This is a genomic window from Bacillus sp. FSL W8-0640, assembly GCF_038007725.1.
GTDB classification, from domain to species: Bacteria; Bacillota; Bacilli; order Bacillales; family Bacillaceae_G; genus Bacillus_A; species Bacillus_A cereus.
Window position 1 is genome coordinate 1557486 of record NZ_JBBOXT010000001.1, and the last position, 15012, is coordinate 1572497.

The window sequence follows — 15012 nt, forward strand, 5'->3', positions numbered from 1 at the left end:
TGACCTTAAAGTTACTTGAAGGTTTAAACTAAGAAAAGAGAGTTGAAAAAAGGAGCATATTAGAGTATGGAAGCAACAGAAAAATTAAGAGAAAAACCAATTAAAAGCTTATTTATTTCTTATTTAATACCAGCAGTTCTTGGAATGGTATTAATGTCAGTGAATATTGTAATTGACGCGGTTATGATTAGTAGAGGAGTTGGGGCGAACGGTTTAGCAGGAGTGAACGTGGCTATTCCAGCCTTTTCGATTTTCTTCTCTATTTCATTATGGATCGGAATGGGCGGGGCAACGTTATACTCCATTGCATTAGGTGAAAATAAACGAGAAAGAGCAAGGTCTATTTTTACTCAATCAATGACGGTAGCAGTTGTTATCGTAGGGATTTTAGCAGCGATTTGCTTATGGAGAATAGAAGATTTAGCATACTTATTTGGTGCAAACGAAGTGATTCTACCATATGCGTTAGACTATTTACACGTATTATTAACATTTGGAATGATATACGTTTTAGAAAATATTTTAAGTACATTTATACGAAATGATGGAAATCCTAATTTAGCAATGGCTGGTCTTGTTGTAACGGCTGTATTAAATATAGTGTTTGACTATATCTTTATTTTTATCTTTGGATGGGGCGTAACAGGTGCTGCCTCAGCGACTATTCTTTCGGCAGCGATTGGTTTCCTTGTATTATTAACCCATTTCTTTAGAAAAAGTAGTATTTTAAAGTGGACGAAATTTCATTTTGAATGGGATACTGTCAAACAAATTATGGTGATTGGTTTCCCAAGTTTTACAGCAGAAAGTACGGTTGCAATCGTAACGATTGGTTTTAATATCGCATTTGTCCAATATGCAGGAGAAGTAGGAGTAGCTTCCTATGCGATGGTGAATAGTATTCATGCAATGACATTACTATTATTCTTTGGTGTTGGAGCAGCATTACAGCCAATTGCTAGTTTCCATTACGGGGCAAATTTATCAGAGAGACTTCGTGAAGGATTGAAGTTTGCTGTGAAAATTGCAGTTGTCCTTGGAGGCGTTGCGATAATTGTCGGATTATTCTTCGGGAAATATATCATTGGTTTATTTGATGTTCAATCTCCAGAATTATTGGAGTTAACTTTAACAGGTATTAGTTTATTCTTTATCCAATACGTATTTTTAGGTTATAACATTGTGTATGGAGAGTACTTCCAATCAGTGCGACAAACGAAGAAATCAGTACTTATTATAATGAGCCGAGGATTACTATTTATTATTCCATTGTTATGGATTATGCCGAAACTATTTGGTATAAATGGAATTTGGCTCGTTATGCCAGTTGCAGAAGTAATGACAGCGATTATCGTATTTACGATGAATCGTATGAAACATCCTGTTCCATTAAATATGGCAGGAGAGAAAGAAGCGATATGATAAAAAATCCCCTTAAGCAATTAAGGGGATTTTCTTATTCCTTTAAACTAATAGCAAAAGATCCATCCGTTTCTTGAACAGAAGCAAAGGCAACGTTTTTAATATTTGTAATTCCTTTTTCTTTTAATTCTTTATATAACCATTTTTCATCTTTATGTATTAACTTTAAGTTATCATATTGAATTTGTGAATCGACGATAAGTGCAATTGGTAATCCAGCATACTTAACATCTATGTTTAAATCTTTTGGAGTTAATGGTACAAGTTCTCTTTTTGGTAAAATACTAATAGCGCCGTTCGCTTCTAAAATAGCGTATTCAATTTCATGAACACTTGGATATCCTGCAACGCGAAGATTAGAAAGCAGTTCTGCAATGGGGTATCTACTTTTTTGTAAGTTCTCAAAAATAATATCACCATGTTTAATTAAAATGATAGGGTGTCCGAGAATAAAACGATTTAGTTTGTTGAATAGGCTTAATTTTGTAAGGAGTAAATGTAAACATGTGATAACAACCATACCGAGAAATGCTTGTAAAGCACCAGAGACAGGTATGGCCTGGAAAGCTAAATAAGATAAAAAAATTATAGCCCCAAAATCATGAGGAGTTAGTTGCGCTAACGCGGATTTACCGAGTAACTTAAGCGATAGCAAAAATAAGATGAAAAAGAACGACACGTTACATAAAAAGAGAAGCAATAGAGACACTCCTTCGTGTAAAGTTGTACTTACTATTCCCGAAAGTAATATAAATATTACCTTTCAGAGGATAAATTAGGGTTTATTGGAATTTGTCTGTATACAAACAAATAAATGGATATTATCATGAAGGAAGTAAAAGAAAATAGGAGTATATGAATATGAGAAAGAAGAAAATAATGAAGGGTATTTTAGTTGTTATAATGATTTGCGCCGTGTATGCGGGGTTTTTACAATATCACATTTATAAGCATGGGCATATGAATGCAACATACGATGCTGATTACATAATTGTACTAGGATCGAAAGTAAATGGGACGAAACCATCTTATTCATTGCAATATCGTATTGATAAAGCAGCTGAATATTTAAAATCACATGAGAAAACAATCGCTATCGTATCTGGAGGACAAGGAAAAGGCGAAGACATTTCAGAAGCGTTAGCAATGAAACAAGGACTAATAAAACAAAATATCGCAGAAGACCGCATTATAATGGAGGACAAATCTACGAGTACAGATGAGAATATTACATTCTCAAAACCGTTAATTCCAGCCGATATGAAAAAAGGTATGATCGTAACAAACGATTTTCACATGTTTAGAGCGAAAAAAATAGCGGCCAAACAAGGTTTACAATTAGAAGGTCTTCCGGCAAAAACACCGAAACCAATCATCATTCCATCGAATGTACGAGAATATTTAGCAATTACACAGTATTGGTTTATGAATCGAATATAGTGAAAGTGATCCCGTCTGAAACTCAGGCGGGATTTAGTTTGAGGAAAATCTTACAAATATGTCACGTTCGTGAAAGGTAAAGCGATAGTTTCTAGAATGATTTCCTGACATAATGAAGGTAACAAAAACTATTTAGAGGTGAATCGGATGAAAGGAAATAATATTTTATCTTCGTTATGTTACTTTAGTATCTTTTTTGCACCATTTTTACTACCAATTATCGTGTACTTTGTTGCAGAAGATGAAGTGAAGTATCACGCGAAAAAAGCATTTTGGTCACATGTTTTCCCATACGCAATCTTATTTGGAGGACTAGCAGTATCAGGCATGTACGGTTTAGGTTTCAATCAATCTGACGGTGCTGGAATTGGAATGGCTATCACATATGCAGTGTTCATTCTTGTAGGAATTTACTACTTCATTTGGAATATCGTAAAAGGTATTAAAGTTTTGAAAACGGCGTAAAAAGATAATTATAATTTCATTTACCGTATCGATAAACGTTTTAAAAAAGGGCAATTCAAAAAGAATTGCTCTTTTTGTGCTTATAAGTTGTGAAAATTGAAAAAGATATGTTAATTTTTCATTATGAAGAGAAAAAAGGAGTGATTTTCATGAATGAGATCATACATAAGATGGAGCAACATGTTTCAGTTCGTAAATATAAAGAAGAATCAATTCCGAAAGATGTAGTAGAAAAGATGGTGCATGCTGCGCAACATGCAGCTTCATCACATTTTGTACAGGCGTATTCTGTTATATATGTAACAGATCAGGAATTAAAGGCTACACTAGCAGAGCTATCCGGAAATCGCCATGTGAAGGACTGTGCAGCATTTTTTGTTTGTTGTGCAGATTTAAAACGACTTGAAATTGCATGTGAAAAACATAGTACAGAGATAAAGCATGAGGGAGTAGAAGACTTTATCGTTGCGACGGTAGATGCTTCACTTTTTGCGCAAAACTTAGCACTAGCAGCAGAATCGTTAGGATACGGTATTTGTTATATTGGTGGTATTCGTAATAATCCGAGAGAAGTGAGTGAACTGCTTCATTTACCGGATAAAGTATATCCTGTATTCGGAATGACAGTCGGTGTACCAGATGAAGAACATGGAGTTAAACCACGTTTACCAGTAGCAGCAGTTCTTCATGAAAATGGATATGATGAACAAAAATATGATGAATTACTAAACGAATATGATGAAACGATGAACGCGTATTATAAAGAAAGATCATCAAACAAGAAAAACGTAACATGGACGGAATCAATGAGTTCGTTTATGTCTAAAGAAAAAAGAATGCATATGAAAGAGTTTTTAAGTGAAAAAGGATTAAATAAGAAGTGAGTAAAGAGGCAAACCTGTGATGCAGGTTTGCCTTTTTGAGAAGGAAAAATACCTAAGGCCAGAAAGTTGTTTATTCTTTCTGAACTTAGGTATTTTGTTTGTTATCATGTACATAGAAATAAAAATTAATAATTTTTTACAAAAGTGATAGAAAATGAGAATGAAATGCCAATAGTAAGTAAAAGCGGCATAATAGCCGCTTTTTATCGTTTTATTTAGTATTTGATTTGAAATATTTTCCTTATGAAAGAAAGATTATTGCTAATTGTAAACTGTCAATAAAGTTATTTAAGTTTTGATATGGAATACCCCGCCGGAAAATACAGCAATAATTTCGTTTGAACATATCTGTTATTGCACGATCTAAAGCATCTTCTATAACAAGTTCAAACTTTCAATAAGAAGATAACCCCCTGTACAACTTAAAAGAATGTACGTAAATATTTTAAAAATCTGTTGATTAAGCCATTTAAAAATAATTTGACCTATAAACAAACCTAAAAATACAATTGGAATGGCATAAAAACTTGATTCCCAAATGGTTTTGTTTGTGCCAGTAAAGAGTATTTGAGTTACTAGACTAATGAAATATATAAACAGATAAAAAGCTAATGTAGTTGCTCTTAACTTCTCTTTTTCAGTATTAGTTCCTGTAAAATAAAGTAACAGGGGTGGACCTGGCATACCGATACTTGTCGTTAAAAGACCAGATAATCCGCCAACTATGAAATCTCTAGATTGTGTTGATCTAACCTTAACGTTGCATATTAGCAACAATGTTAATAGTAAGAGTAGGATGCTAACTGCTAATTTAAAAGTGTTTATGTTAACGGAAATGAAAATTAAAATGCCAAAAGGAACACCAACTATACTTCCAAAAATAAACCTTTTCAGTAGAACAAAATCAACGTCCATTCTTATTTTCCAAATGAGTGAAATGGAGATAATTAAAGATAAAATAATGTTTATTTGTATAGCTTCTTGTGGTAGAAATAACATAAGTAAGAAAGGGGTTGCCATTATGGAAAAGCCAAAACCTGTACTTGCTTGCAGAATAGAAGCCACTAATATAATACATATGAAAAAGAATGTGATACCCAAAACAGCCCTCCTATTTAATCAAGTTTAACTAGTTAAAGTCTATTATTTAAGTGCAATGTTTCACAAACTTATTTGTATTTTAACATAAATATCTAGTTTTTTCTCAAATAGTGTTGCCATATAAGGCTCTTTAACTAAAAAATCTGACTTGTGTTTTTAAACAATTTTATTATGGGGAAACAAATAATGAATGGGATCAAAATGTATTGATTATCATTAAATTATTCACTGAGATCCCCGCGATAAAACAAGAACAGCCATATAAAACTTACAAAAATACAGCATGTAGCTAATAAACAGCCAATCATTTGAGGAGAAAGAATTTCTAACAGCCCTCCTGTAAAAAACATCGATAACTGAATAAGAGATCCGTAAATGGAATAATGGAATGAAAAAACTTTACCTATCATATTTTCGTGTGTGTAAGTTTGAAGTAATGTCGTATCAAGTGGAACGATGATTCCTCCTGCTATGCGCATACAGAATAAAGTAATGATACCGATAATAAGTTGATCGGATAGAATGAATCCGAGAAAGAAAATTCCTTGTAATAAGTAGGCCCAACCGAATACTTTTTTCATTTTTTCTTTATTATGGGATATATAAAGATTAACGAGAAGGCTTCCTATCATAAGCCCAGCCCCTTGAACCGTATATAAAATCCCAATGTTCGTATGGAAAATTTTTTCGGCATAGATCGTTAGAAGTAGTTGATAAGCACCTCCAATAATCCCCCATGAAATGCCGACAAGAATTAATGTTAAAATGATTTTTGTTTGTAATATGTATGTATAACCACCTTTTATATCAGTGAAAAATGCTTTCTTCTTGTTACAAGTATCATGAGCAGGAATACTCATGTTATAAATAAAATAGGCTGAAATAAAGTATGATAGGCTATTTACTAAAAAAGCGAACTCAATATGTAAAGATTGTGCAATTACTCCGCCCAAAGAAGCCCCCATAATAGACATAAAACCATTAATTGTACTAGAAAGAGAGTTAGCAGTTACGAAATGATTTTGGTGTACGATATTTTTTAGGGTTGCTTGTTTAGCCGGTTCAAATAAACAAGAAAGTACAGATAAACATATATTAGCAATGAAAATAATCTCAATTTTATAGCCTGCGAGTAAGTATGTAAGGACTAGAATTCCCCGTGTAATATCGGTAAAAATCATAATATTCTTTTTAGAGAAACGATCTACAATTCCGCCTATGAATGGACTAAGAAGAAGCTGTGGTAAACTTTTACTTATAAAAGTAAGTGCGATCATAAACGGCGATTCCGTTATGCTGTAGACAAATGTTAATAAAGCTACCGTATGGAACCAATCCCCAAGTACACTTAATGTTTGCCCATAAAATAGTTTATTGAAGTTTTTATTTGTTTTAAGAAGTGTGGAATAAGAAACTGACATAAATAGATTAATCCTTATGTAATGACGATGTTTGAATTTGTTCTTTCCACTCACTTAAATACACTTTTTCCGCTGTGGGAAGTCCAACAGGTAATTGTGCAATCAATTCTAAACTATTTCCATCAGGGTCGTTAAAGTATACGGCTGCATGTGCTAATTCCGGAAAAACAATCGGTTCAATTGGTTCCATTCCAAAGTCTTTTCGTGCTGAAATTCCTTTTTGATTTAGCCAATGAATCGCATTTTCTAAATCATGTAAACTTACTTGAAAGGCGATATGTCGTAAAGAGGGGTGATAATTCACTTTGTATTCTGTGCCTTCCCAAAGGCCGAGCCAACTCTCATTTTCTTTAATCCAAAAGAAAGCAATATTATCTCCTCTTTTATATAATTTTAGCCCTAGTGATTCATAAAAAGGTATTGATACTTTTAAGTTGCGGACAGGTAAATGTGCTTCGTAAAGACCTCTAATCATTGTAATCCCCCTTAGTAAAAATGTTTCTTATTCCATAGTAAACAATATGTTGCTAGTTGAAATCGCAAATAAGAGGGATATAAATTCATACGAAAGTATGAAAAAAACAGCTCATATTTGAGCTGTTTTTCTATAGTTTTTAGTTCATTTTTCAAGGATAGGATATATTAATATCCGTATCCGCCGCCACCCCAACAGCTACATCCGATGATGATTAGAAGGATGAATAGTACGATAAGCAAAGCAAATCCACCGCCGAAACCAGCGCAACTTCCACCATAACTCATATGTTTTCCTCCTTTTTAGTAAGTTAATCTATATGGTTCATGGACTACTATATACAGTATGTTTTTTGTATAGAAAACGAGCCAGTCTCATTTATAATTAGACAAATGCCTGTAGATTCATTAGGATTGCATGTTAGTGATTTGTAAATAAACCTTTACGTAATTCATAATTTAGGCATAAAAAATAAAAAATTGTAAAAAAAACCATTTTCTTATTTTTTTATGAGAGAATATGTACTATAATTTTACAAGTAATATTATGGGAAAAGGGAGTTTTAGTATAGAGATGGAGATGGGACAATTAAAAAATAAAATAGAAAACAAAAAGAAAGAGTTAATTCAACTTGTTGCGAGACACGGATTGGATCATGATAAAGTTTTGTTATTTAGTCGTGATTTAGATATACTTATTAATAAGTTTATGAACATAAAAGACAAAGTGCATAAATAAAAAATTTATAGTTTTTTATATTAAGATGTTTCACAGAAAGGAGAGGACAGTAATTGGAACATTTACAGGAAGAATTGTATAAACAAATAAAAGAAGAAAAAGGTACAGTGACAATTTTCTTAAAGAGTGGCGTTAGAATAATAGGAGAAGTTGTTGGAGTGGATAAATTTACAGTTTTAATCTTAGTGGATGGAAAACAACAGCTTATTTATAAGCAGGCTATATCAACAATAATGAAATAAGACACTCTTGTTGAGTGTCTTATTTCATTATTGCTTGCATGCCTCAACATCAATGCCGGCAGCAATTAACTTCTTTTCTCCATCTTGTTCAATAATTTTTTGTAATTTAGATAAGAAAGAATCAAAGTTTGTATGCTTTGCTACTTGGAACGTCATTTTATGTTCAATTGGTAGCCACGTATCAATATCAGCTTCGTTATGCTGAATTTTTACCTCAAGTTTATCGAGTGCATTAGCAACTTTTGCTTCGTACGTTTCTTTCGCTTCAAACTCCATCCATAAGTCATATAATTCCTCGCCGAGAGAACCTGTTAACGTTTGTTTAATATTTAAAATAGCCTCCAGTTCATTTTTTTGTTTTTGTAGCTGTAATTCGTGACTATTCATTGTATCAAAAGCAGGAATATCACCAGCTTCGGCTTCGACTAGGTCGTGAATAATAACCATTTTAAGTAATTTCTCAATACTTACTTTTTGATCCAAATAAGGTTCAACTAAAATGGCCATTAGAGACATCCGCCATGTATGTTCGGCAACACTTTCTTGACGTCCGTTGGAAAGCCAGCTATGTCGCATTTCATATTTTAGTTTTTCTGCTAATGCAATGACTTGTAAAATGTTGTGTTCCATCGTGATCCTCCTCATTTATTCATACCATAATTCTAATATAGAAATGAAATGTGTCAATTTTATGAGTATATTGCGATAAACAGATGATAAGCGTATAATACATGTTATATGTGAAAACGTATTATTAAAATAAAAAAATGTTATATAAAAATGGAAAGGAAAGGGCAGAAATATGGGAGAGAAAAATCAAGTATTAGCTAGACCACAAAGAAGAAAAAGGAAGTTTGATATTTCTAGCCCAGTGGGCATTATAGTAGGTTTCATTATAGTGATAGCGGCAATTATGCTTGGTGGCGGTGGAATAAAAGCTTTCAAAAACTTTTTAGATATTTCATCTATTTTAATTGTCATAGGGGGAACAACAGCGACAATTGTTGTGGCATATCGATTTGGAGAAATAAAAAAATATACGAAAAGCATTTTTACTGTTTTACATAGAAGAGAAGAAGATTTAGAACAGTTAACGGATTTGTTTGTCGATTTTTCGAAAAAGTCTAAAAAGAACGGCTTGCTTTCTTTAGAGGTAGATGGAGAGCAAGTAGACAATCCTTTTATTCAAAAAGGAATTCGATTAATGTTAAGCGGTTACGATGAAGATGAATTAAAAGAAGTGTTATTGAAAGATATTGAAACGGAAGTGTATGAGTTAAGAAAAGGAGCAGCATTATTAGATAAAATTGGTGATTTTGCTCCAGCTTGGGGAATGATTGGTACGTTAATCGGTCTTATCATTATGCTCCAAAACTTACAAGATACATCGCAAATTGGTACAGGAATGGCAGTTGCGATGTTAACGACATTATATGGGTCTGTACTTGCGAATATGATTGCAATCCCTCTTGCGGAAAAAGTATATCGTGGTATTGAAGATTTATATACAGAGAAGAAGTTTGTAATAGAAGCAATTTCAGAATTGTATCGTGGACAAATCCCTTCTAAATTAAAGTTGAAACTGGATACATACGTATACGAAACAAAGGTAAAAAAGGTAAAAGGAGCAGCCTAATATTTCAAGGAGTGGTATGATGAGTAAAGGACCGCAAAAGGGATCGCCTCGTTGGATGACGACTTTTACAGATTTAACGATGTTATTATTAACTTTCTTTGTATTACTAGTTGCTACATCAAAGCAAGATGCAGTAAAATTGTCAAAGATGCTTGAAAAGTTTAGTGATACGGGGCAAGTAGATGCAAAAGTAATGGAAAATACAATACCGGATATTTCACATGAAAAAAATGATGAAAAAATGATTTCAAAAAAGAGAATGGATGAATTATATAAGAAGTTAAAAGCATATGTAGATAATAATGGTATTAGTCAAGTGAATGTATATCGAGAGGATACAGGGGTAAGCGTCGTTATAGTAGATAATTTAATATTTGATACAGGCGATGCGAACGTTAAGCCCGAAGCGAAAGGGATAATAAGTCAATTAGTTGGATTTTTTCAATCCGTACCTAACCCAATTGTTGTAGAGGGACATACAGATAGTAGACCTATTCATAACGAGAAATTCCCTTCTAATTGGGAGTTATCTTCAGCACGAGCGGCAAATATGATTCACCATTTAATTGAAGTGTATAATGTGGACGATAAAAGGCTAGCTGCGGTAGGATATGCAGACACAAAGCCAATTGTACCAAATGATTCACCGCAAAACTGGGAAAAAAACCGTCGCGTTGTTATTTATATAAAAGAGTAGTATATTATTATTTTAATAATAAAATAATAAAAACACGAAAATTCTTTTAAAAAAATATTAAATTTTATCATTTTATTTTGTATAATGAGTGAGAATGATAAGGTGAAATATTAAGATATATTTATACATAGAAGGAGAGAATTAAAAAGAATGGCACATAAAATTTTAGTAGTAGACGATGCGATGTTTATGCGAACGATGATTAAAAACTTATTAAAAAGTAATGCTGAATTTGAAGTTATTGGCGAAGCAGAGAATGGGGTAGAAGCAATTCAAAAGTATAAAGAACTTCAACCTGATATTGTAACATTAGATATTACTATGCCAGAAATGGACGGGCTTGAAGCATTAAAAGAAATTATTAAAATTGATTCAAGTGCAAAGGTTGTTATTTGTTCTGCAATGGGACAACAAGGTATGGTATTAGATGCAATTAAGGGCGGGGCAAAAGACTTTATTGTAAAGCCATTCCAAGCGGATCGTGTAATTGAAGCTTTAACAAAAGTAGCAAATAGTTAATATAGAAGGGGTGCCACAAGGAATCAAAACAGTGATAGCGGATCGACGTGTGGCCCCCTTTTTTCTCATTGTAAAACACTAAATTGTTATACATAAATGAAATGTTTGTTAGACAGGTAGGGGATAAAAATGCAAACAGATCTATTAAATATATTTTTCGAAGAGTCAGAAGAACATTTACAGTCGCTAAATGAAAATGTGCTAGTGTTAGAACAAAATCCTGCTGATATGGATGTTGTAGGAGAAATATTCCGATCCGCTCATACATTCAAAGGTATGTCTGCGAGCATGGAATTTACGGAAATGGCTGATTTAACGCATAAGATGGAAAATGTGTTAGATGAAATTCGTCATGGAAATATAGTTGTAAATGCGGATATTATTGATGTGATTTTTGAGTGCATTGATAATTTGGAGAAGATGGTTGCAGATGTGCAACAAGGTGGAATGGGCAATATTGATGTAGCCTCAACTAAACAGAAATTAGAAGCATTATTGAACGGCAATGTAGAAACTCCTACGGAACATATAGAGCAAAATCATATAGACACCGATGATGCAGTTTCGCATGAAGTGCATATAACAGTTGAACAGCAAGCAATTTTAAAAGCGGTACGTGCTATTATGTGTATTGAAGCATTGCAAAATGTAGGGAATATACAAAAAACAGCTCCGAGTATTGAAGAAATTGAAGCAGATGCTTTCGGATTTGAATTTACAGTATTTATGGATACTGATTGTAGTATAGAAGAATTGAAACAAGTAGTACTTCATGTTTCTGAAATTGAGAAAGTGGAAGTAAAGCAAGGAGAACCTATATCGAAGGAAGTAGCTTCTAAAAAAGTCGTTACACAAGAAGTTGTGCAAGTAGAAGAAAAGCTACAACCAGCTGTGGCTACGCAGGTAGAATCACCAATAGAGGCAACGAATCGACCTTCAAGTGCTATGCCAGCTAAAAGTACTACAAAAACGAAAAATGCTAAAGTGGAGAATCGTTCAATTCGTGTTCAATTAGAGAAAATCGAAAGATTAATGAATATGTTTGAAGAAAGTGTAATTGAACGTGGGCGCATTGATGAATTGGCTCAAACGATTCAAAACAAGGAGCTAATTGAACATTTAAATCGATTAGGCGATATTTCAAAAGATATTCAAAATGTACTATTAAATATGCGTATGGTGCCGATTGAAACTGTGTTCAATCGTTTCCCGCGTATGGTACGTATGTTAGCGAAAGATTTAGGGAAAAAATCGATTTACAAATTACAGGTGAAGATACTGAAGTAGATAAAATTGTTATTGATGAAATCGGTGATCCGCTCGTTCATTTAATTCGAAATGCAATCGATCACGGTGTTGAAACTGTTGAAAAACGACGTGATGCAGGTAAAAATGAGACAGGTACGATTAAATTAGAAGCCTTTCATAGTGGAAATCATGTCGTTATTCAAATTACGGATGATGGAAACGGTATTAATAAAGGGAAAGTATTAGAAAAAGCGATTAAAAATGGCGTTGTAACTGAAGCGGATGCGAATAGATTAACAGATCGTGAAGTGTTTGATCTTATTTTCCAACCAGGATTTAGTACAGCTGAAGTTGTATCAGATCTTTCTGGACGCGGTGTCGGATTAGATGTTGTAAAACATACGATTCATAGTTTAGGTGGACATTTAATTATTGATTCTGAGGAAGGAAAGGGAAGTACATTTAGAATTGAACTTCCATTAACGTTGTCTATTATTCAATCTATGCTTGTTCAAACGAATGATAAGCGTTATGCTTTACCTCTTGGAAATATCGTTGAAGCAATTCGAATTAAGAGAGAAGACATCCAATCCTTACAAGGAAAAGATGTGTTAAATTATCGTAATCAAATTATTGAAGTGAAACATTTAAGTACTGTATTTGGTGAAAAAACAGTAGATGAGGCGTTTGCGTCATATGATGGTCAAATGGTTCCTGTGTTAATTGTTCGTAACACACATCGCAGCTATGGACTTATTGTAAACACAATTATCGGTCAAAGAGAAATAGTCTTAAAGTCATTAGGTGACTTCTTTGCAGAGAGTTCTAACTATTTCTCTGGTGCGACGATTCTCGGTGATGGACGAGTGGTCCTCATTTTAAACCCAGAAGGTTTATAATAGGAATGAAGGAAAGCTCCCCACTTGTATACAATTGGGGAGCTTTTTGGCTAATCGTTACGAATCTAATAATGGATACATAGTAACGTTTTATACTAATGAGTTTGCTAAAATAAGAGTTTATATTATTTGATAGAAAAACAGAAATGAGGAGGCAGGGAAAATGCCTGAGCAACACACAAAAGGGGATACGAGCACGATTGTGCTAGAAAAAGAAAATGAGCATTTAACGCCTCAAGAATGCGATATTCTTGGCGAAATTGCAAATATATCATTTGGTTCAGCTTCGACTGTATTATCAACAATTTTAAATAGGCAAGTAAGCATTACTGCTCCTCGTATAGAGTTGGTAGATTTATATGATTCAAGAGATGTCGAAGTTCCGCATGTTGTATTAAACATTCATTTTACAAAAGGATTAGATATGGAAAACCTCCTTGTCCTTAAGCAAGATGTTGCATTATCCATTGCTGATTTAATGATGATGGGAACAGGTGAAGTGGAGGACGGAAAAGAACTTGGTGAATTAGAGCTAAGTGCTGTACAAGAAGCGATGAATCAAATGATGGGATTCGCAGCTACATCTATGTCGGAATTCTTCCAAGATACAGTAGATATGTCTCCGCCGACGATTAAAGTTGTAAAGTTATCAGAAGAAATGGAGAAAATCTCTGAAATTGATGGGAATCATACGATTGTTAAAGTATCGTTTGATTTAAAGATAGATAATCTTGTAAACTCTAAACTTGTACAAATTGTTTCAGTTGAGCATGCGAAACAAATGGTAAATAAATTAATGCAATTATCTGGTGGAGTAGAAGAAACAGACGAACCAGCAGAAGTAGTGGAAACTGAGATTGTAGAAGAACAAGTTGAAAAAGAGCATTTAACACAAGAAGAGAAAGATGTTCTTGGTGAAATTGCAAATATTTCAATTGGTTCCGCTTCAACAGTATTATCAACGCTTTTAAATCAGCCAGTTACAATTAGTACACCAAATGTGGAAGCAATCAATGTTCGTCATTATGATGGAGTACCAGTACCATTTGTTATTTTAAATGTCGACTTTGTTGAAGGGCTAAAGAATGAGAATGTATTCGTATTTACGAAAGATGTTGCCTTAACAATGGTAGATTTAATGATGATGGGAACAGGGGAAGTTGACCCAGAAAAAGAGCTTACTGAATTAGAACTGAGCGGTATTAAAGAAATTATGAACCAAATGATGGGTCATGCTGCTACGGCGATGTCAGAAATGTTTCAAGAAAAAATGGACATGACGCCGCCAAATGTTAAATTTGTAACGTTAAAAGAAGAAATGGAATATTTGGGAGAGTCAATGGAAGTGGACGAACTCGTTCAAATTACGTTCAATCTTGAAATTGGCGATTTGCTTCAATCGAAGATGTATCAAATTTTGCCAATTTCCGAAGCAAAAGAAATGGTAAGGCGACTTCTGTATCCGATGGTGGAAGAAGAAGAGATTGCCACAGAAGAAATTGAAGAAGAAAAAATTGTAGAACCAGTTGTGCAACCTATTGAATTTAAAGAAGTAAAACAAATGGAACCAGTATATATGGACACGTCCATTCTACAAAATGTAGAAATGAACGTGAAATTTGTATTTGGAAGTACAGTGAAAACGATTCAAGATATATTAAGTTTACAAGAAAATGAAGCAGTTGTACTAGATGAGGATATTGATGAACCGATTCGTATTTATGTAAATGATGTATTAGTGGCGTATGGTGAACTTGTAAATGTAGATGGATTTTTTGGAGTAAAAGTGACGAAATCACTATAAGGCATTGAAATAGGAGTTTGA

General features: G+C 33.5%; 16 protein-coding genes and 1 pseudogene. 11 read left to right on the forward strand and 6 right to left on the reverse strand.

Annotated elements, in window-relative coordinates:
* Positions 1–66 precede the first annotated feature (66 nt).
* Positions 67–1422 carry an MATE family efflux transporter gene (locus tag N2V80_RS08140; RefSeq protein ID WP_000388390.1) on the forward strand — a complete coding sequence of 452 codons (1356 nt, stop codon included), beginning with the start codon at positions 67–69 and terminating at the stop codon, positions 1420–1422.
* A gap of 34 nt (positions 1423–1456) precedes the next feature.
* Here N2V80_RS08140 and N2V80_RS08145 read toward each other — a convergent pair whose 3' ends face one another.
* Positions 1457–2122, reverse strand: coding sequence for a DUF421 domain-containing protein (locus N2V80_RS08145; protein WP_000923922.1), 666 nt, complete (start codon positions 2120–2122; stop codon positions 1457–1459).
* A 161-nt stretch (positions 2123–2283) separates the two neighbouring features.
* Here N2V80_RS08145 and N2V80_RS08150 point away from each other — a divergent pair, with 161 nt between their 5' ends.
* The 3 genes from N2V80_RS08150 (at position 2284) to nfsA (ending at position 4211) form a co-directional block, all read left to right on the forward strand.
* Positions 2284–2862 carry a YdcF family protein gene (locus tag N2V80_RS08150; RefSeq protein WP_001227676.1) on the forward strand — a complete coding sequence of 193 codons (579 nt, stop codon included), beginning with the start codon at positions 2284–2286 and terminating at the stop codon, positions 2860–2862.
* 147 nt (positions 2863–3009) lie between these two features.
* Positions 3010–3327 (forward strand): DUF4870 domain-containing protein, encoded by a 318-nt coding sequence (locus N2V80_RS08155; RefSeq protein ID WP_000678055.1) that lies wholly within the window; start codon positions 3010–3012, stop codon positions 3325–3327.
* Between the two features lie 149 nt (positions 3328–3476).
* A complete protein-coding gene (gene nfsA / locus N2V80_RS08160; protein ID WP_061655910.1) occupies positions 3477–4211 on the forward strand; it encodes an oxygen-insensitive NADPH nitroreductase in 735 nt (244 codons plus the stop codon).
* Between the two features lie 375 nt (positions 4212–4586).
* Here nfsA and N2V80_RS08165 read toward each other — a convergent pair whose 3' ends face one another.
* The 4 genes from N2V80_RS08165 to N2V80_RS08180 form a co-directional block, all read right to left on the reverse strand.
* Positions 4587–5312 carry a sulfite exporter TauE/SafE family protein gene (locus N2V80_RS08165; RefSeq protein ID WP_061655909.1) on the reverse strand — a complete coding sequence of 242 codons (726 nt, stop codon included), beginning with the start codon at positions 5310–5312 and terminating at the stop codon, positions 4587–4589.
* Positions 5313–5533: 221 nt separating this feature from the next.
* Positions 5534–6733, reverse strand: a complete 1200-nt coding sequence (locus N2V80_RS08170) for an MFS transporter (protein ID WP_000117062.1) — start codon at positions 6731–6733, stop codon at positions 5534–5536.
* A gap of 7 nt (positions 6734–6740) precedes the next feature.
* Entirely contained in the window at positions 6741–7208 is a 468-nt protein-coding gene (locus N2V80_RS08175) for a VOC family protein (protein WP_000617953.1), read from the reverse strand.
* A gap of 167 nt (positions 7209–7375) precedes the next feature.
* Positions 7376–7495 carry a YjcZ family sporulation protein gene (locus tag N2V80_RS08180; protein ID WP_000120179.1) on the reverse strand — a complete coding sequence of 40 codons (120 nt, stop codon included), beginning with the start codon at positions 7493–7495 and terminating at the stop codon, positions 7376–7378.
* A gap of 232 nt (positions 7496–7727) precedes the next feature.
* On the opposite strand from N2V80_RS08180, the gene N2V80_RS08185 reads away from it, so the two are divergent.
* Both N2V80_RS08185 and hfq read left to right on the forward strand, forming a co-directional pair.
* Entirely contained in the window at positions 7728–7946 is a 219-nt protein-coding gene (locus tag N2V80_RS08185) for an aspartyl-phosphate phosphatase Spo0E family protein (RefSeq protein ID WP_000291688.1), read from the forward strand.
* A 53-nt stretch (positions 7947–7999) separates the two neighbouring features.
* Entirely contained in the window at positions 8000–8188 is a 189-nt protein-coding gene (gene hfq, locus N2V80_RS08190) for an RNA chaperone Hfq (RefSeq protein WP_000400664.1), read from the forward strand.
* Between the two features lie 27 nt (positions 8189–8215).
* Here hfq and N2V80_RS08195 read toward each other — a convergent pair whose 3' ends face one another.
* Positions 8216–8818 carry an HD domain-containing protein gene (locus N2V80_RS08195; RefSeq protein WP_000400780.1) on the reverse strand — a complete coding sequence of 201 codons (603 nt, stop codon included), beginning with the start codon at positions 8816–8818 and terminating at the stop codon, positions 8216–8218.
* 172 nt (positions 8819–8990) lie between these two features.
* Here N2V80_RS08195 and N2V80_RS08200 point away from each other — a divergent pair, with 172 nt between their 5' ends.
* The 5 genes and pseudogenes from N2V80_RS08200 (at position 8991) to N2V80_RS08220 (ending at position 14991) form a co-directional block, all read left to right on the forward strand.
* Positions 8991–9824: a flagellar motor protein MotP gene (locus N2V80_RS08200; RefSeq protein ID WP_000504185.1), complete on the forward strand. Its 834-nt coding sequence runs from the start codon at positions 8991–8993 to the stop codon at positions 9822–9824.
* Positions 9825–9843: 19 nt separating this feature from the next.
* Positions 9844–10521 (forward strand): OmpA family protein, encoded by a 678-nt coding sequence (locus N2V80_RS08205; RefSeq protein WP_000033627.1) that lies wholly within the window; start codon positions 9844–9846, stop codon positions 10519–10521.
* Positions 10522–10671: 150 nt separating this feature from the next.
* Positions 10672–11040 carry a response regulator gene (locus tag N2V80_RS08210; RefSeq protein ID WP_000940568.1) on the forward strand — a complete coding sequence of 123 codons (369 nt, stop codon included), beginning with the start codon at positions 10672–10674 and terminating at the stop codon, positions 11038–11040.
* A 129-nt stretch (positions 11041–11169) separates the two neighbouring features.
* A pseudogene (locus tag N2V80_RS08215) lies at positions 11170–13187 on the forward strand (chemotaxis protein CheW).
* Between the two features lie 163 nt (positions 13188–13350).
* Complete coding sequence (locus N2V80_RS08220; protein ID WP_001115010.1) at positions 13351–14991, forward strand: flagellar motor switch protein; 1641 nt, start codon at positions 13351–13353, stop codon at positions 14989–14991.
* Positions 14992–15012 lie beyond the last annotated feature (21 nt).